The 15,887-nt window shown below is 68.7% G+C and carries 19 protein-coding genes; 10 read left to right on the top strand and 9 right to left on the bottom strand.

All coding sequences use genetic code 11. From position 1 onward, the window contains the following. The 4 genes from LBW94_RS36400 (at position 1) to LBW94_RS36385 (ending at position 3,683) form a co-directional block, all read left to right on the top strand. Complete coding sequence (locus LBW94_RS36400; protein ID WP_225058379.1) at positions 1-1,113, top strand: winged helix DNA-binding domain-containing protein; 1,113 nt, start codon at positions 1-3, stop codon at positions 1,111-1,113. 142 nt (positions 1,114-1,255) lie between these two features. After that, complete coding sequence (locus LBW94_RS36395; RefSeq protein WP_225058380.1) at positions 1,256-2,248, top strand: isopenicillin N synthase family dioxygenase; 993 nt, start codon at positions 1,256-1,258, stop codon at positions 2,246-2,248. 162 nt (positions 2,249-2,410) lie between these two features. After that, complete coding sequence (locus tag LBW94_RS36390; protein ID WP_225058381.1) at positions 2,411-3,187, top strand: acyl-[acyl-carrier-protein] thioesterase; 777 nt, start codon at positions 2,411-2,413, stop codon at positions 3,185-3,187. Between the two features lie 91 nt (positions 3,188-3,278). Further along, entirely contained in the window at positions 3,279-3,683 is a 405-nt protein-coding gene (locus LBW94_RS36385; RefSeq protein WP_225058382.1) for a DUF3558 domain-containing protein, read from the top strand. 85 nt (positions 3,684-3,768) lie between these two features. Here the strand turns inward: LBW94_RS36385 and LBW94_RS36380 are convergent, their stop codons facing one another. Further along, positions 3,769-5,439 (bottom strand): FAD-dependent oxidoreductase, encoded by a 1,671-nt coding sequence (locus LBW94_RS36380; RefSeq protein WP_225058383.1) that lies wholly within the window; start codon positions 5,437-5,439, stop codon positions 3,769-3,771. Between the two features lie 154 nt (positions 5,440-5,593). Here LBW94_RS36380 and LBW94_RS36375 point away from each other — a divergent pair, with 154 nt between their 5' ends. After that, a complete protein-coding gene (locus tag LBW94_RS36375; RefSeq protein WP_225058384.1) occupies positions 5,594-6,085 on the top strand; it encodes a SixA phosphatase family protein in 492 nt (163 codons plus the stop codon). A 32-nt stretch (positions 6,086-6,117) separates the two neighbouring features. On the opposite strand, the gene LBW94_RS36370 is transcribed toward LBW94_RS36375, so the two are convergent. The 3 genes from LBW94_RS36370 to LBW94_RS36360 are packed head-to-tail and all read right to left on the bottom strand — an operon-like array spanning position 6,118 to position 7,818. Beyond that, positions 6,118-6,318, bottom strand: coding sequence for a hypothetical protein (locus LBW94_RS36370; protein WP_225058385.1), 201 nt, complete (start codon positions 6,316-6,318; stop codon positions 6,118-6,120). A gap of 51 nt (positions 6,319-6,369) precedes the next feature. Continuing rightward, positions 6,370-7,152: a dioxygenase gene (locus LBW94_RS36365; RefSeq protein ID WP_225058386.1), complete on the bottom strand. Its 783-nt coding sequence runs from the start codon at positions 7,150-7,152 to the stop codon at positions 6,370-6,372. 15 nt (positions 7,153-7,167) lie between these two features. Continuing rightward, positions 7,168-7,818 carry a GTP cyclohydrolase II gene (locus tag LBW94_RS36360; RefSeq protein WP_255634399.1) on the bottom strand — a complete coding sequence of 217 codons (651 nt, stop codon included), beginning with the start codon at positions 7,816-7,818 and terminating at the stop codon, positions 7,168-7,170. A gap of 96 nt (positions 7,819-7,914) precedes the next feature. On the opposite strand from LBW94_RS36360, the gene LBW94_RS36355 reads away from it, so the two are divergent. The 3 genes from LBW94_RS36355 (at position 7,915) to LBW94_RS36345 (ending at position 9,903) form a co-directional block, all read left to right on the top strand. After that, the gene (locus tag LBW94_RS36355) at positions 7,915-8,379 is read left to right on the top strand and encodes a MarR family winged helix-turn-helix transcriptional regulator (RefSeq protein ID WP_225058387.1); all 465 of its coding nucleotides are present in this window, start codon (positions 7,915-7,917) and stop codon (positions 8,377-8,379) included. A gap of 235 nt (positions 8,380-8,614) precedes the next feature. Continuing rightward, complete coding sequence (locus LBW94_RS36350) at positions 8,615-8,926, top strand: GNAT family N-acetyltransferase (RefSeq protein WP_225058388.1); 312 nt, start codon at positions 8,615-8,617, stop codon at positions 8,924-8,926. Beyond that, positions 8,923-9,903: a pirin family protein gene (locus LBW94_RS36345; protein WP_225058389.1), complete on the top strand. Its 981-nt coding sequence runs from the start codon at positions 8,923-8,925 to the stop codon at positions 9,901-9,903. The genes LBW94_RS36350 and LBW94_RS36345 overlap by 4 nt, the downstream gene beginning before the upstream one ends. 86 nt (positions 9,904-9,989) lie before the next feature. On the opposite strand, the gene LBW94_RS36340 is transcribed toward LBW94_RS36345, so the two are convergent. Continuing rightward, a complete protein-coding gene (locus LBW94_RS36340) occupies positions 9,990-10,859 on the bottom strand; it encodes a helix-turn-helix transcriptional regulator (protein WP_225058390.1) in 870 nt (289 codons plus the stop codon). Between the two features lie 119 nt (positions 10,860-10,978). Between LBW94_RS36340 and LBW94_RS36335 the strand changes: the two genes are divergently transcribed. Beyond that, positions 10,979-11,974, top strand: a complete 996-nt coding sequence (locus LBW94_RS36335) for an aldo/keto reductase (RefSeq protein ID WP_416277024.1) — start codon at positions 10,979-10,981, stop codon at positions 11,972-11,974. Between the two features lie 6 nt (positions 11,975-11,980). On the opposite strand, the gene LBW94_RS36330 is transcribed toward LBW94_RS36335, so the two are convergent. From LBW94_RS36330 to LBW94_RS36320, 3 genes are all read right to left on the bottom strand, one after another. Next, the gene (locus tag LBW94_RS36330) at positions 11,981-12,451 is read right to left on the bottom strand and encodes a PaaI family thioesterase (RefSeq protein ID WP_225058392.1); all 471 of its coding nucleotides are present in this window, start codon (positions 12,449-12,451) and stop codon (positions 11,981-11,983) included. 338 nt (positions 12,452-12,789) lie between these two features. Continuing rightward, entirely contained in the window at positions 12,790-13,635 is an 846-nt protein-coding gene (locus LBW94_RS36325; protein ID WP_225058393.1) for a hypothetical protein, read from the bottom strand. Positions 13,636-13,667: 32 nt separating this feature from the next. Further along, entirely contained in the window at positions 13,668-14,429 is a 762-nt protein-coding gene (locus tag LBW94_RS36320; protein WP_225058394.1) for a DUF4239 domain-containing protein, read from the bottom strand. Between the two features lie 181 nt (positions 14,430-14,610). Here LBW94_RS36320 and LBW94_RS36315 point away from each other — a divergent pair, with 181 nt between their 5' ends. Beyond that, positions 14,611-14,964, top strand: coding sequence for a YrdB family protein (locus LBW94_RS36315; RefSeq protein WP_225058395.1), 354 nt, complete (start codon positions 14,611-14,613; stop codon positions 14,962-14,964). Positions 14,965-15,036: 72 nt separating this feature from the next. Here the strand turns inward: LBW94_RS36315 and LBW94_RS36310 are convergent, their stop codons facing one another. Further along, positions 15,037-15,726, bottom strand: a complete 690-nt coding sequence (locus LBW94_RS36310; RefSeq protein WP_266273005.1) for a hypothetical protein — start codon at positions 15,724-15,726, stop codon at positions 15,037-15,039. Positions 15,727-15,887: the final 161 nt, after the last annotated feature.

The raw sequence follows: 15,887 nt of genomic DNA, 5'->3' as shown, positions 1-15,887 counted from the left end.
ATGACGCTCACCGATCGAGTCCTCAACCGCACCCTGTTGCAGCGCCAGCATCTGCTGCACCGGAGCGGCCTGTCGGTGCCCGAGATGTGCGACCACCTGGTCGGCTTGCAGGCACAGGACGTGACACCGCCGTTCATCGGATTGTTCGGCCGCATCGCCGGATTCGATCCGGCGGCGGTGTCGCGCGGGCTCACCGAGCGCAGCCTGGTCCGGATCACCCTGATGCGAGCCACCATTCATCTGGTCACCCCACCGGACGCGCTGCGTATCGCGCCGCACATCCAGCCCGAGCTGGAGAAGATTCCGTTCCGCAAGGGTTTCAACGGCGGCGCCATGGTCGGGCTGGATCCGGAGGAGGTGCGGGCCCGGGGCGAGCGGGCACTCGGCGACGAACCCACCACCGCGGCGGCGTTGCGGGTTCGGGCCGCCGCCGACTATCCGGATCGCAATCCGGGCGCCGTCCTACAGACCTGGCTGTATCAGCTGCCGGTGCTCCAGACCCCGCCGCGCGGGCTGTGGCGGGACAACAGCCGGCCCACCTGGTCCCGGGTCGAGCCCTGGCTGGGCGCGCCGCCGCAACCCGGCTATCCACTGGCCGAACTGGTGCTGCGCTACCTGCGCGCCTTCGGGCCCGCGAGCACCATGGACATCCAGACCTGGTCGAAGCTGGTCGGGATCAAGGACGCGGTGCGACAACTCGGCGACCGCTTGCGCACCTATACCGACGAGCGCGGCCGCACCCTCTACGATCCGGCCGACGCCGAACTCGCCGATCCGGATCTGCCCGCGCCCGTGCGCTTCCTGGGCTGGTACGACAACGCGTACCTGTCACATCAGGACCGCCGGCGCATCGTGCCGGACGGCGCCGCGCCACCGCTGCGGCACCTGGCCGCCCAGGTGTCACCGATCCTGGTCGACGGATATCTCTCCGGCATCTACAAGATCGCCACCGACCAGACCCGGGCCCGGTTGCGCATCGTGCCGCTGCGCGACTGGACGGCGGCCGAACGCGACGAGGCCGAGGCCGAGGGGGCGGCCCTGCTCGCCTTCCTGGAACCCGGCCTGGAACCGTCGATCGAATTCCTGCCCGCGGGAGCGGACCTCCGAGTCTGAGGCGGACACCGCAACAACAGCACGATATGACATGCAATCATGATTGACCTGCCCGAAACATCGAACCGATTGCATGTAATCATTTCCTCGCACACTGATTGCCGACCAGCCGATGCGCACCGCGCCCGAACCGGGAGTCAGCATGACCACCGAATACGACCTGTCCGAGGTGGACCGCGAGAAACAGATGGGCGGACTCGGCCTCGAGACCGACACGCGCGAGATCCGGGTGATCGACCTCGGCGATTTCGACACCCGGCGCGCGGAGATCACCGACGAACTCTGGACGGCCGCCACCGAGATCGGCTTCTTCCAGCTGGCCGGGCATGGCATCGCCGCGGAGCGGGTCGACCGGGCGTTCGCGCTGACCGAACGCTTCTTCGCCCTCCCGGACGCCGTGAAGGCGAAATACGCTCTGGTGAAGGCGAAGAACGCGGGCTGGGAGAGCCTCAGCCAGGTGCGGCCCTCGATCGGGGTGCCGGATCAGAAGGAGTCCTACCAGATCACCCGGCCGCACATGGCGCAGTTGTGGCCGGACGCGGGCGAACTGCCCGGATTTGCCACGGAACTTCTCGATTTCGAGCAGCAGTGCTGGTCGGTGGCGATGCGGGTGCTGTCCTGCTTCGCGGATCGGCTCGGCTTCGCGCGCGACCATTTCACCGCGGCGCACGATCCGGCCTCCCCGCAGTACCAGAGCACGCTGCGGCTGCTGCACTACTACGCGGTACCGCCGGAACTGCGGGGCGCGCCGGGCCGCTGGCGGGCCGGCGCGCACACCGATTTCGATTGTCTGACACTGCTTTTCCAGCGCGACGGCCAGGGCGGTCTCCAGGTCTGTCCCGGCCGTGAGATGACCGGGCAGCAGTGGACCTCGATCACCCCGTCCTCGGCGCTGATCACCTGCAACATCGGCGACATGCTGACCCGGTGGAGCGATGATCTGCTGCCGTCCAATTTCCATCGGGTACGCGGCCCCGGCGCGGACGAATACCAGGGCGACCGCTACAGCATCGCCTTCTTCGCCCAGGCCGACCGCGATGCGGTGATCCAGGGCCCGGGCGGCGGCTATCCCCCGGTCACCGCGGCCGATTTCATCGCCCAGCGGGTCGCGGCCAATTACCGCCCGCAGTCGTGAAATCCGGCCACCCGCGCCGCCGCCGGCGTCCGGGTTTGCGGGCCGATCACCCGGCCCGGCCGGGGGTGAGGCGAACGTAACGGTGTGACGTGCGCCCCGTAAAGTCATGTGGCAACAGCAACGCATGAAAACGCGGCACACCGTGCAGCGCGAGGAGCTCCAGTGTCACTCGATCAGCCACTCGCCCCGCTTCCCCAGGAGGGCATGGGTTTCGCCGCGGCGTGGCCTGTCCGGGCTGGTGATGTGGATCCGTACAACCGGCTGCGGTTCGATGCCGTGGCGCGCTATCTGCAGGACATCGCGGAAGAGGAACTGCAGTCGGGATTCTTCGAGCGCACCGATCCGAACTGGATCGTCCGCCGCACGGTCATCGATGTGGTCCGCCCGATCGTCTGGCCGGATCGGGTGGAGTTGCGCCGGTGGTGCTCGGCGATGTCGACCCGCTGGACGAATATGCGAGTGCGGGTGACCAGCGCCGGCGGCGGGCTGATCGAGACCGAGGGCTTCTGGATCAACATCAACGAATCGACCAACATGCCCACCCGGATCAGCGACGAGGGCCTGGCGTTGCTGGCCCGGACCACCGCCGAGCACCGGCTGCGCTGGCGGCCGTTCCTCACCGATCCGACCCCGCCCGACTCCGATACCGATCTGCCGTTCCCGGTGCGTGCCACCGATATCGACCAGTACAACCACGTCAACAATGCCGCCTACTGGCAGGCGGTGGAACATTTCCTGGTCGATTTCCCGAAACTGGTCGCCGGACCGCATCGCGCGGTCATCGAATATGTGGCGCCGGTGCTGGCGCGCCAGCACATCAGCGTCCGCAGCCGCTTCGAACCCGGGGATCGCACCACCGGTCATCCGGTGCTGCGGTTGTGGTTCATCGTCGGCGACGCGGTGACCACCACCGTGCGCATCGGCCCACTGCCGGGCTGACGAAATACCGTTTGCACGAAGTTTGCCTGTCAAGATGGACCGCGGCGGCATTCCACCGCCGATGAGATCCGCGGACGGAGGAGAACTCGGCGTGCAGAAGGCACATCTTGCGTTACTGGCCGCGACGGGCGTGCTGACGCTGGCCGCCTGCGGGCACGGATCGGATTCGGCGGCAACACATTCGACGACCACCGGGCCGGCCGCCTCCGAGACCGAGGCCCCGGCCCCGCAGACGACCGTGCCGCCCACCGGCCCCGGCGATGTGAGCTGCGGCCGCGTGACCGATACCGGCGGCGTCGCCCGCACTGTCATCGCCGTGCACCGGACCGCCGGCCTGGTGGACTGCGCGCAGGCGATGCGGGTAGTCGGCGCCTATGTGGCGCAGTCAGATCTGAAGAAGACGGTCGACGGCTGGGACTGCCGGGCACAACCCAGCGCCAAGGTGCCCTCGGTCTGCACCAAGGACGGGCTGATGATCAACCTGCTGCCCAACTGAGTCGCGCTCCGGTTGTTCCCGGACGGTGCCGGGAACAACCGGAGCGCGAAACTCGGTTTCCGTGTCAGCCGCAGGCGGCTCTGTGTCAGCCGCGAGCGGCCTTCAGCAGATCCTCCAGACTGGTCAGCTTGACCCGGGGGCGGCCGCTGGCCTTACCGGCGGTGCGCTCGGCCGCGTCGATGGCCTTCCAGCCCTCCCGGTCGACCAGATCGGGCTGCCGCTGGGCCAGCAGCGCCTTCAGTGCGGCCCGGTCGCTCTGCGGCGCCGGGAGCCTGCCCTGGACGAAGTCGGCGAGCAGCTGCTCCACCGTCTCGGTCGCGTCGACCCGGTTGGAACCGATCACACCGCGCGGGCCGCGCTTGATCCAGCCCGACACGTACACACCGGTCAGCGGCGCGTTGTCGGCCAGCACCCGGCCGTGCTCGTTGGGCACCACACCGTGCTGTTCGTCGAACGGCAGCGCCGGCACCGGACGGCCCTTGTAGCCGATCGAGCGCAGCACCAGCGAGGCCGGCAGCGTCTCCGTGCGGTCGGTGGCGCGCGCCGCGAGCTTGCCGGACGCGTCCGGTACCAGCTCGTTGTGCGCGAACTCGATCGCCTCGACCTTGTCGGCGCCGATGATCGCGGTCGGCGAAGTCAGGTAGCGGAAGACGATGCGCTTGTGGCCGGGATTGCGCGGGGCGCCCGCGTACTCCTGCGCCAGCTGGTACTTCAGCGCCAGCGTCGGCTCGACCTCGGGATCGTCGAGCAGCGCCCGGCTCTCCGCGTCCAGTTCCAGATCCGCCTCGTCGACGATGACGTCGACGCCCTTCATGTGGGTCAGCGCCAGGAACTCCGGGGTGGTGTACGCGGCCTGCAACGGCCCGCGCCGCCCCAGCACCACGACCTCGCGGATGCTGCTGTTGCGCAGCGCGTCCAGGGCGTGGTCGGCGATATCGGTCTTCGCCAGGTCGTCCGGGCTCATCGTCAGCACCCGCGCCACGTCGAGGGCGACGTTGCCGTTGCCCACGATGACCGCCCGCTCACCGCTCAGGTCGAAGGTGCGGTCGGCGTAGTCGGGATGCCCGTTGTACCAGGCCACGAACTCGGTCGCGGAGTGGCTGCCGGGCAGATCCTCGCCGGGCACGCCCAGCCGCCGGTCGGTGGAGGCGCCGACGGCGTAGATCACCGCGTGGTGATGCTCCACCAGCTCCTCGTGGCTGACGTGCTGCCCGACCTCGACGTTGAGGTAGTACTGCAGGGTGTCGCGGCGGAACGCGCTCTCGAACATGGTCGACACGCGTTTGGTGCCGGCATGGTCGGGGGCGACGCCGGCGCGTACCAGACCCCACGGGGTCGGCAGCCGGTCGAACATCTCGACCTCGACGTCGGCGCGCCGCAGCAGTTCGTCGGCGGCGTAGCAGGCCGCGGGGCCGGCTCCGACGATCGCGACCCGCAGGGTGCCCAGGTCCTTGGGGGGCCGGGGCGGGGTCGTGATCGGCTCGAAGTTCGACTCGAGCGGATGCCGCTGGAAGTATGCGGCGTTGATGTCGCGGAACCGCGCCAGCGAAGCCACCAGATCGTCCTCTGAGAAGATGGCCTCCACCGGGCAGGCATCCACGCAGGCACCGCAGTCGATACAGGTGTCGGGGTCGATGTACAGCTGCTCGGTCGTCGCGAACTCGGGCTGCTCCGGGGTGGGTCGAATGCAGTCGACCGGGCACTCGGGGACGCAGCTGGCGTCGTTGCAACAACGCTGCGTGATCACATAGGCCATATCTCGCAGATCCTCGAAACTTTCAGGGGATGTACCGCACCGGGGGTCGGTGCGGAGCATGCTCCACGCTGTCATCCGGTGGATTCCAGTGTGACGCCATCTTCAGTGTGCCTCGAGAGTGAGATGCGTCTCTGCCCGGCATACGGTAGGAGCCATGGCACGCACATTGATCTTGATGCGGCACGGTAAGTCCAGCTACCCGCCGGGCGTCGCCGACCACGAACGACCGCTGGCGCCCCGTGGGCGCCGCGAGGCCGCGCTGGCCGGTGACTGGCTGGGTGCCACGCAGCCGGAGATCGACCTGGTGTACTGCTCGACCTCGGTGCGGACCAGGGAGACCCTGGCCGCCACCGGCATCACCGCGCCGGCACAGTTCGAGCCCTCGATCTACGAGGCCACGCCGCACACCCTCATCGACCTGATCCAGCTCGCCGACGACGAGGTGGGCACCCTGCTGCTCGTCGGGCACGCCCCGGGCATGCCGTGGACGGCCTGGGAACTGGCCGCCAACCGCGACAGCGAGGCCGCCGCGGACCTGAGCCGCAAATTCCCGACCTCGGCCCTGGCCGTGCTGGAATTCGACCGGGCATGGACGGACGCCGACCCGGGCACCGGGGAATTGCTGCGTTTCCACGTCCCCCGCTGAGCCCGTCCGGCGTTACCGGCGCTACCGCCGGATCAGTGCAGCAGCTTCCCCCGCACGACGACGACCGCGCCGAGCGCGACCAGCACGATGAGCGCGACGAACCAGTTCGTCAGCCACCACACCACGCCGAGCGCGACCACCACCGGTAACACCGCGACAGTGGCGATGAACGGACTCTCCTTGACCGTCTCCAGGGCCGAGCGGGCCCTGATGCGGTCGATTTCCTTGGCCATGGATCCAGGGTAGGCGGAAAACGACCCTGAGCCGAGGAAACGATCACCGGCTCAACCGAGTTGGACCGATCGTTTCGACAGGCCCAGCCAGAAACCGTCGACGGTGCTGCGGAGTGTGCCGGTATCGGCCTCGCCCGCACCGAGGGTGACGAACAGCGGGGCGAAATGTTCGGTACGCGGGTGGGCCAGCAATGGATCGGGGGCGGTGTGCCGGAAGTCCAGCAACGCGTCGATGTCGCCGGCGGCGATGACCTCCCGGCCCCAGTCGTCGAACTCCTTCGACCAGGCGGGCACGTGATCCGGTCGCAGGTCGCGCAGATTGTGGGTGAAGAAGCCGCTGCCGAGGATCAGCACCCCCTCGTCGCGCAGCGGCGCCAGCTTGCGGCCGAGCTCGAACAGGCCGACCGGGTCCAGCGTCGGCATCGACAGCTGGAGCACCGGGACGTCGGCGGCGGGAAACATCTCCACCAGTGGCACATACGCACCGTGGTCGAGGCCGCGATCCGGGGCTTCGTGGACGGAATCACCCAGCAGCGCACGGACTTTCGCGGCGAGATCGGGTGCGCCGGGGGCGGGGTAGCGCACCCGGTAGTAGTGCTCCGGGAAACCCCAGAAGTCGTAGACCAGCGGCATCGTGGTGGTGGCGCCGAGGGTGACCGGCGCGTCCTCCCAGTGCGCGGAGATCACCAGAATCGCGCGCGGCCGGGGCAACTCGGCCGACCAGGCGGCGAGCTGGCCGGGCCAGATCGGGTCGTCGGCGAGCGGTGGAGCGCCGTGACTCAAATAGACGACGGGCATTCGGCCGGTGCTCCCGGCCCGATCGATTCCGGCCATCGCGTGTGCTCTCCTTCAGCCGATCAGTCGAATGGTGTGCCCGGTGTGCTCCACCTTGGCGCGGAGGTAGCGCAGATTGGCCGGGGTCGAGTGGACGCCGGTGGGCACCGTGGCGCGGACGCCGATGCCGTGCGCCCGCAGTTGCCGGGCCTTGTCCGGGTTGTTGGTGAGCAGCTCGATCTCGGCGAGGCCCAGCGCGGTCAGCATCTGCGCCGCCGCGGTGTAGTCGCGGCCGTCCTCGGGGAGTCCGAGCGCGGTGTTGGCCTGATAGGTGTCCAGGCCACTGTCCTGCAACGCGTAGGCGTCGAGCTTGTTGTACAGGCCGATGTCCCGGCCCTCCTGGCGCAGGTAGAGCAGCACGCCACCGATCTCGGAGATGCGCTGCACCGCCTCGCGCAACTGCGGCCCGCAGTCGCAGCGCGCCGAGCCGAAGACGTCGCCGGTGAGGCATTCGGAATGCAACCGCACCAACGGGCCGCGCCCGGGTCGCGGCTCGCCGAGGAGCAAGGCGAGATGCTCCCTGCCGTCGCTGAGCCCGTCGAAGGTGACGGCCTCGGCGGTGGTCGCGTAACCGTCGCCGAAGGTGAGCGGGATGCGCACGCGGGTGCGAATCACGGCAGGCCGCGCATCCGGTACCGCGACGCCGAGGCGGTGGGCTGGCTCCATGTAACTGCTCCGTGCTGCGAGACCTACCAGTTCAAATTTGAACAACAGGGTATCCGCTGGGGTTATTCCGCGCGGAACCGGCGGTAATCTCGGATCATGGACGCTGATCCGCGCTGGCTCGATGAGCGGGAGCAACGCGCCTGGATCGCCTTCCTCACCGCCACCGGACTGCTCGGCCGCCGGTTGGATCGGCAACTGGAACTGGATGCGGGCCTGTCACACCTGCAATACGAGATCCTGGTCCGGCTCGCCGCCGCCACCGGCCACGAACTACGGATGAGCGAACTGGCCGACTCGCTGGTCGACTCCAAGAGCAAACTCACCTACCAGATCGACCGGCTGGAGCGGGCCGGGCTGGTGCGCCGCCGCTCCTGCCACAGCGACATGCGCGCGGTGTACGCGGTACTCACCGACGCCGGCCGGCGGAAACTGGAGCAGGCCGCACCCGGCCACGTCGCCACCGTGCGGGAACTGTTCATCGATGTGCTGACTCCCGAGCAACTCGAGGTGATGGCCACCGCCCTGGGCGAGGTGAGCCGCCGGCTACGCGAGGAGCACTGATCCGAAACACGGCCGGTTCCACAGCTTTCCGCGCAACCCGCCGAATTCGACCGCGCAGCACGCGCGCAACCCCCGCACCCATGGTTACTATGCGACGGCCATGCAAGCACCGCGCCGGCCGTCTCACCAGCACACCGTCCGGCGGAGCGACACCGGTGCGTGAGTATGCTCTTGCGCGGCAACACAAGTCAGGTGACCAGTGTCGTCAGGGTGGGCACGGAAGGGGAACTGAGACATGAGCGAACAGGCGGTGGCGACGACCGTCGTCCGCAACGACGCACAGCACCGCTACGAGGTGTGGTACGGCGACAAACTGGCCGGTTTCGCCGAGTTCCGCGAGCGCGAGCACGACACCGTATTCGTCCACACCGAGGTCGACATCGAATACAGCGGCAAAGGTCTGGCGAATGCGCTGGCGCAGGACGCGATCGAGGATGTGATCGCCCGCGGTCGCGGCATCGTGCCGCGCTGCCCGTTCATCAAGGGCTGGCTGGACAAGCACCCCGACTACGACGCGCACGTGGTGGGCAAGGGAATTCAGCGATGAGCGATCTGGAGGCCGCGCCCGCGGAGGCGGTGTGCGAGGCCACACCGGCACCGGGCCCGCGGGCCGATCTCCATCCCGCCCGCGTGGTGCCGCTCGGTGGGGTGCGCGGCGTCAGCGTGGAACGCGTACTGCCACAACGTGATCTGCCCACCGTCGGGGCGTGGTGTTTCCTGGACCACTTCGGCTCGATCACGCCCGCCGAACACCTGCCGCCGGATATCGACCCGCATCCGCACATCGGATTGCAGACGGTGACCTGGCCGTTCGACGGCCGCATCCGGCACCGCGACAGCCTCGGCTCCGATGTCGAGATCGAGCCCGGGCAGCTGAATCTGATGACCTCCGGGCGCGGGATCGCGCATTCGGAGTACACCGTGCCGGGCGCCCCGGCCGGGCACGGCCTGCAATTGTGGATCGCGTTGCCCGGCGACCGGACCGGGATAGACCCGCACTTCGAACAGCACCGCGAACTGCCGGTCCTGGACCGGCCGGGCCTGCGTGCCACCGTGCTGATCGGCGCCCTGGCCGGGGTCACCTCCCCAGCCGTCGCCTACACCCCGCTGGTCGGCGCCGATCTGACCGTCGACGCGGCCGCCACCACCGATCTGCCGCTGGATCCCGGCTTCGAACACGCCCTGCTGGTGGTCTCCGGTGAACTCACCGTCGCCGGCGCGACGGTGACGCCCGGGCCGCTGCTGTACCTGGGCACCGGCCGCGACCGCGTGGACCTGGCCGCGGGGGCCGTGGGGGCGCACGCGGTGCTGATCGGCGGCGAACCCTTCGCCGAGGATCTGGTGATGTGGTGGAACTTCGTCGCTCGCAGCCACGACGAGATCGAGGCCGCCCGGCTGGCCTGGGAGGGGCACGACACCACCCGGTTCGGCGACGTCCCCGGTCATCCGCCGCAGCAGCGTATTCCGGCGCCGCCGCTGCCCAACCTGCGGCTGCGGCCCCGCAAGCGGCGGATCACCGGCTGAGCCGGGTCGGTCGCGCGCCGGACCGACCGGTCGCGCTCATAGCCGGTCAGCCGCGCTCGCGACCGGTCGGCCACTCTCGCAGCCGGTCAGCCGCGTTCGAACAGGCGCTCCGGGGAATCGCTTTCGGACGACAGCGACTGGGTTCCGATGACCCGCAACAGATCCAGCTTCTCCTGCGCGTCACTGCCCGGCCGTGGGTAGTACACCAGCAGTTTCTGGGTGGCATTGGGCGTGACCAAGGTCTCGCAGATCAGGTCCAGCACACCGACCCGCGGATCGAGCATGCGCTTCGTGTCGTTCAGCCGCACCCCGACCTCGTGATCGCTCCACAACCGCTCGAATTCGGCGCTCACCGACCGTAGCCGGGTGACCAGTTCGGTCACGTCGGCGTCCCCGGCCCGGCGGGCGGCGGTGGCGCGCAGATCCGACACGTGCTTGCGCGCGATGCGGTCGGCGTCCTCGGGAAATCTGGTCCGCATTTCGGGCTCGGTGAACCAGCGCCAGGCGATGTAGCGGTCCATGCCCGTCTGCCGGCTTCGCTCGCCGGACATGATGATGTGCATCCGGTTCTGGGTCAGCACCTCGCCGAGATCCGAGATCACACAGGCCGGGGTGTCGTCGAGTTTGTTCAGCAGGAACAACAGGCCGGGCCCGACATGCCGATCGCCGCCGCGCGCGGGCGCGGTGTGGCCACAGAGGTGGAACAGATGGTCCCGCTCGTCGTCGGTCAGCCGCAAGGCGCGCGCCAGCGCGCTGAGCACCTGCACCGACGGCCGCGGCCCGCGCGACTGCTCCAGCCGGGTGTAGTAGTCGGTCGACATCCCGGCCAGCAGCGCCACCTCGTCGCGCCGCAGCCCGGGGGTACGCCGCCGCACCCCGGGCAGCAGGCCCACATCGGCCGGCTGCAACTGCTCACGCCGGCGACGCAGGAAATCGGCGAGATCGTCGCGGTCCATACGGTCCACTGTCCTCCCCGGCCGGCGGCGCAGCCAGGGATCGCCGATCCCCCGATGCACGCTCTCTGCCGATCCCCGGATCGAGGCATCAGGATGGAGGCATGACCAACTCCACCACGATGGACACCGTGCCACTGGGCGCCACCGGCCCCCTGGTCGGCCGCCTCGGCCTCGGCGGGATGAGCATGTCCGGCTCCTACAGCGCCGCCGACGAGGCGCAGTCGATCGCCACCGTGCACGCCGCGCTGGACGCGGGTGCGAACCTCGTCGACACCGGCGATTTCTACGGCTTCGGTCACAACGAGATGTTGATCGGCCGGGCGCTGGCCGACCGCAAGCGGGAGGACTACCTCCTCAGCGTCAAATTCGGCGCCCTGCGCGGCCCCGACAACAGCTGGGGCGGCACCGATGCGCGCCCAGCCGCCGTCCGCAACTTCCTCGGATACTCGCTGCAACGGCTCGGCGTCGACCACATCGACATCTACCGCCCGGCCCGGCTGGACCCGGCCGTGCCGATCGAGGACACCATCGGCGCGATCGCCGAGATGGTCGAGGCCGGGTACGTCCGGCACATCGGCCTGTCCGAGGTCGGCGCGGAGACGATCCGCCGGGCGGCCGCCGTGCACCCGATCGTGGACCTCCAGATCGAGTACTCGCTGCTCTCCCGCGGCATCGAGCGCGAGATCCTGCCTGCCACACGCGAACTCGGCATCGGCATCACCGCGTACGGCGTGCTGTCGCGCGGTCTGCTCAGCGATTCGCTGCGCACCCGGCGCAGCTTCGATCGCGGTGATTTCCGCGCCTTCAGCCCGCGCTTCCAGGGCGAGAACCTGACGGCCAACCTGCGCCTGGTGGAGGCTCTGGCGACGATCGCCGAATCCCGCGGCGCCACCGTCGCCCAGTTGGCGATCGCCTGGGTGCTGTCCCGCGGCGCCGATATCGTGCCCGTCATCGGCGCGCGGACCGTCGCGCGCTGGGCCGAGAGCGCCGCGGCCCTGGACATCCGGCTCACCGCGGACGAGATCGCCGAGATCGAGGCCGCGGTGCCCGCCGAACAGGTGGCCGGGGAGCGCTACGCCGGACCACAGATGGCGATGCTGGACAGCGAGCGCTGACCCGCACTACTTCCGGCGTGGCCGGATCACCGCGGTGAACGACGCCGCGGCCACCGACTTGCCGGTGTTGTCGGTGATGTCGACCGGTACGGCCAATTCGATCGACTCCCCCGACTCGATCGCGGACCGAGCCCGATCCAGTTCCGCCGCAGTCAGTTCCGAGGTGGCGCGGATCGGGCCCGCCGTCCCCTTCGCCCGAGCCAGATACTCGATGCGACCGTCGCGGGCGACGATGAATGCCTCCCCCATCAGATCGACGATGCCGGAAATCGACGCGGCCATTGCCGCCGTCTCGGCCAGCCCGAACAGGATCGCGGCATGCAGATCGCCGTTGTGGTTGAGATGCTCCGGCTTCGGCTCGAGCGCGAATACACTGCGGCCGGGCAGGTACTCCACACCCTCGATCCCGGCGAACCGGATGAACCCGAGCTTCCGGAATCCGGCCAGCACCAGCTCGCCCATGGTTGCGCTGTCCATCCCAACTCCCGCCGACAATGAAACGTGTTCTACTTTCCTACCCGGCAGGGTGCGGATTTGTCCACGCGCGAGCGGCGCAGTGCCGGATCGTCTTCCGCACCGATCGTGTGCAATGGCCCGGGAGAGCGGCGCACGCCCTGTCGGCACCGATACAGCGACCGGGCCCCGTCAACCGAGCAGCACGGGCTCGATGGTCACGGCGGTGTGGTCGAGGCCGGCACGAGGATGACAGTTCCGAGGGTCATGACCGTCGGCCTCGGATGCCGGCCCGGGCTGCCGGGACTCGCCCGACCGCATCCGGCCCGGAACAAGCCGGTCGGCAGGCCGACCGGCGGTCGTCAGATCGGTCGGCGGGCGCGGACGTCGGCGGTGCGGGTGCGGACGCCGATCAGGACGGTGGAGACCAGAACGGCCATGAGCTCCAGCAGGTTCCAGGCGACGCCGTCGGCCGTCGCTTGTTCCGAGGCGACCGGTGGCGGCAATCGCCGTGCGGGTGGGGGCGGCGGCGCGGGTGCCGGGGGCGGCGGGAGCGGGACGGGTGCGGTGGGGGCCGGGGGCGCGAAGACCGGGACGGCGGGGAGCGGGCCGATCTGCAAAGGCAGTTCCGGGGCCGGCGGGGGCGGGCCGGGCAGCAGGCAGGTGATGATCGCGCTGCCGGTGATCGCGCTCCCCAGAGCGGCGCTGCCCAGGCCGGAGCCGCTAGAGCCGCCGACCAGGCTGCTGCCGCCGACACCGACCAGGCTGCTGCCCGGTCCACTGCCGGTCATCAGGCCGAGCAGGATCAGGCCCAGACCGGTGACGGCGCTACCGGCGCAGGCGGTCTGGACACTGCCGGAGTTCAGGGCCGGGGGTGCGGCGGCCTCGATCGGCTCGGGGTCGAGGCGGATCAGGGTGCGTTTCGGCGGCACGGCCAGGCTCTCGTCCCGATGGCGTGCGGTCTCCCCGGCCGAGAGCGGCGGATGCAGGCTCATCTGACTGCCGGTGTCCACGCCGCCCGAATCGGCGCTGCCGACCCCGGAACCCGTGCCGCCCGACCCGGTGATGGCGCTACCGGTCGAGGCGCCGCCGATAAGCCCTGGATCGGCCGCCGCCACACCGCCGGACGACAGCGCCACCGCCAGGGCACAACCGCTCACCATCCGCGCCGCCCGGGGACCGGCGCCGGGTGCGATCCCGAAACCCATGTATATCAACCTGATTCGTCGAGGGGACACGGTCAGCCGATGTGCCGATAGCGCGCCAGCGCGAATTCGAAGGCATCGCGCGGCACGCTGATCGTGTGCGAGAACGGCCGCTCGAAGTTGTGGATCTGCAACAGGGCCGAGGCGATCACCACGCCGAGCAGGGCGGTCATCAGCGTGCTGCGCCAGGTGACGCGGTTACCGGAGAGCACCGGGCTGAACAACAGCAGCACCGTGCCGAAAATCAGTGCGACGTAGAGGAATCCGGGCACCCCCTGGGCGGCGTCCACGCCACGGTCGCTACGGGCGTCGGCGACCTTGACCAGGGCCGCCTGCGCGGCCGACCGCGCGTCGGTCCCCGCCTGGTCCACCGGATGCTGCTGGGAGACCGTGTCGCGGAGGGTGTCGAGCATCGATTGCGCGGCCGGGCTGAGACGGCCGTTGCGGCTCATGGTGTTCCACTCCGGGCCGACGACCTGTTCGGTGTAGTCGCGCACCAGCCCCTGCACCCGGTCCCGATCGGGCTCGGCCATGCCGTGTGCGGCCCAATAGGTCTCGACCAGGCCCTTGGCCTCGGTGACGGTGTGATTGTGCGCGTTCTGGTACTGCTGCCAGCAGATCACCACGATGAAGGCGACCACGGCGGTGAAGAACGTCTTGATGACGTCCAGCGCCAGCGCGCCCGACGCCTCGTCACTCGATTGCCGCCATGCGGCCGGGCGCAGCCGGTCGCCCGCGACCAGCACCACCACCGAGATCAGCGCGCCCACCAGGGCAGCGATCACTTCCTGAACCATGCCGCGACTCCGTTCCGAGCACCGAACCATTCATCAGGGCAGCGTCGATCACCACGTATTCGCAGCCGTAACCCGTACGGATGGAATGGGATTCGACGAGAGAGCACCGCTCTTGACAAACCGGGCAGATTTAGAGAGCATTGCTCACATAAGAGAACGACTGTCACACTCGGAGGTTCGGATGCTCACCGTTGCCAAGGGAGCGAATGCCGCCCTGATGTTCTTCCTCGAACTGGGCGCGCTCGGCTCGGTCGTCTACTGGGGCTTCACGGTGAGCCCGAACTGGGTGCTCAAGATCGTCGCGGGGCTGGGAGTCCCGGTGGTGATGGCGGTGCTGTGGGCACTGTTCGCCGCCGGCGGTGGTGCGAACGCCACCTTTCCCCTGCACGGCATCGTCCGCGCGCTGTTCGAGATCGCCTGGTTCGGCGGCGCCGCCCTCGCCCTCTACTCGGCCGCAGCCCTCACCCCCGCGCTGATCTTCGCCACCGTCTATGTAGTCAATGCCGTGCTCCGCTTGATCTGGAATCAGGTCTGAGAAATTCACCACCGCGCCGCTCAGGTGGCCCATTCCCGCAACGGAATCGGGCCACCCATTGACGGCGACTACCTACTTCTTGAGCTCGCTGATCCCATCGAGGACATTCTGAAGCATTGCGACAACATGCTTATGCCGCACATCGCTGTCAGCCTTGAGCCACTCCAGCTTTCCGGAATGATCCTCCTGAGTCACCTTGATATCGGAAAGCTCTTTGCTGTGCACCGCCTGCACAGCCTTGATCTCGCCGATGTCTTTGCTGTGCACCGCCTGCACAGCCTTGATCTCGCCGATGTCTTTGCTGTGCACCGCCTGCACAGCCTTGATCTCGCCGATGTCCTTGGTGTGCACCGCCTGCACAGCCTTGATCTCGCCGATGTCCTTGGTGTGCACCGCCTGCACAGCCTTGATCTCGCCGATGTCCTTGGTGTGCACCGCCTGCACAGCCTTGATCTCGCCGATGTCCTTGGTGTGCACCGCCTGCACGGCCTTGATCTCCGAGATTTCCCGGCCGTGACTCTCCTGAGTGACCTGGACCGCAGCCAGTCCCGCGGACTGCTCATCCAGCTTGCCCGCGATCTTGGACAGGTCCCGGGTATGAACGGCCTGGACAGCTTTCAGGTCGCCGATATCACCGGTCTGCGCGGACAGCGTACGGGTCACAACCCAGAGCTGACCTTTCGCCTCGTTGACATCGGTCGCTGTCGATCGCACGAATGCTTCCACCGCATCCAGTCGCTCGTCGACATTGGTATTGCTCATTCGGTGAAACCTCCATCTCGTTCCCTGTTGCCGATCGCGCAATCGGCGGTTGGTCGCCCGGGCGATGCCCACAGTAAAGGCCATCCCCGCGACGCGCCAAAGAACGACACTCCACTCAATTCGCATTCGCACCCTTTTTGTGGAGCGCACAAACCAATTCA

The organism is Nocardia sp. alder85J (assembly GCF_020176955.2).
Classification (GTDB): Bacteria; Actinomycetota; Actinomycetes; order Mycobacteriales; family Mycobacteriaceae; genus Nocardia.
This window is presented reverse-complemented; position numbering and strand designations above follow the sequence as displayed.

Excerpts from the sequence above, each read along its gene's own strand:
- LBW94_RS36400 (WP_225058379.1), top strand. The coding sequence starts at position 1 with ATGACGCTCACCGATCGAGTCCTCAACCGCACCCTGTTGCAGCGCCAG.
- LBW94_RS36395 (WP_225058380.1), top strand. The coding sequence starts at position 1,256 with ATGACCACCGAATACGACCTGTCCGAGGTGGACCGCGAGAAACAGATG.
- LBW94_RS36380 (WP_225058383.1), bottom strand. The coding sequence starts at position 5,439 with ATGGCCTATGTGATCACGCAGCGTTGTTGCAACGACGCCAGCTGCGTC.
- LBW94_RS36375 (WP_225058384.1), top strand. The coding sequence starts at position 5,594 with ATGGCACGCACATTGATCTTGATGCGGCACGGTAAGTCCAGCTACCCG.
- LBW94_RS36370 (WP_225058385.1), bottom strand. The coding sequence starts at position 6,318 with ATGGCCAAGGAAATCGACCGCATCAGGGCCCGCTCGGCCCTGGAGACG.
- LBW94_RS36365 (WP_225058386.1), bottom strand. The coding sequence starts at position 7,152 with ATGGCCGGAATCGATCGGGCCGGGAGCACCGGCCGAATGCCCGTCGTC.
- LBW94_RS36360 (WP_255634399.1), bottom strand. The coding sequence starts at position 7,818 with ATGGAGCCAGCCCACCGCCTCGGCGTCGCGGTACCGGATGCGCGGCCT.
- LBW94_RS36355 (WP_225058387.1), top strand. The coding sequence starts at position 7,915 with ATGGACGCTGATCCGCGCTGGCTCGATGAGCGGGAGCAACGCGCCTGG.
- LBW94_RS36350 (WP_225058388.1), top strand. The coding sequence starts at position 8,615 with ATGAGCGAACAGGCGGTGGCGACGACCGTCGTCCGCAACGACGCACAG.
- LBW94_RS36345 (WP_225058389.1), top strand. The coding sequence starts at position 8,923 with ATGAGCGATCTGGAGGCCGCGCCCGCGGAGGCGGTGTGCGAGGCCACA.
- LBW94_RS36340 (WP_225058390.1), bottom strand. The coding sequence starts at position 10,859 with ATGGACCGCGACGATCTCGCCGATTTCCTGCGTCGCCGGCGTGAGCAG.
- LBW94_RS36335 (WP_416277024.1), top strand. The coding sequence starts at position 10,979 with ATGGACACCGTGCCACTGGGCGCCACCGGCCCCCTGGTCGGCCGCCTC.
- LBW94_RS36330 (WP_225058392.1), bottom strand. The coding sequence starts at position 12,451 with ATGGACAGCGCAACCATGGGCGAGCTGGTGCTGGCCGGATTCCGGAAG.
- LBW94_RS36325 (WP_225058393.1), bottom strand. The coding sequence starts at position 13,635 with ATGGGTTTCGGGATCGCACCCGGCGCCGGTCCCCGGGCGGCGCGGATG.
- LBW94_RS36320 (WP_225058394.1), bottom strand. The coding sequence starts at position 14,429 with ATGGTTCAGGAAGTGATCGCTGCCCTGGTGGGCGCGCTGATCTCGGTG.
- LBW94_RS36315 (WP_225058395.1), top strand. The coding sequence starts at position 14,611 with ATGCTCACCGTTGCCAAGGGAGCGAATGCCGCCCTGATGTTCTTCCTC.
- LBW94_RS36310 (WP_266273005.1), bottom strand. The coding sequence starts at position 15,726 with ATGAGCAATACCAATGTCGACGAGCGACTGGATGCGGTGGAAGCATTC.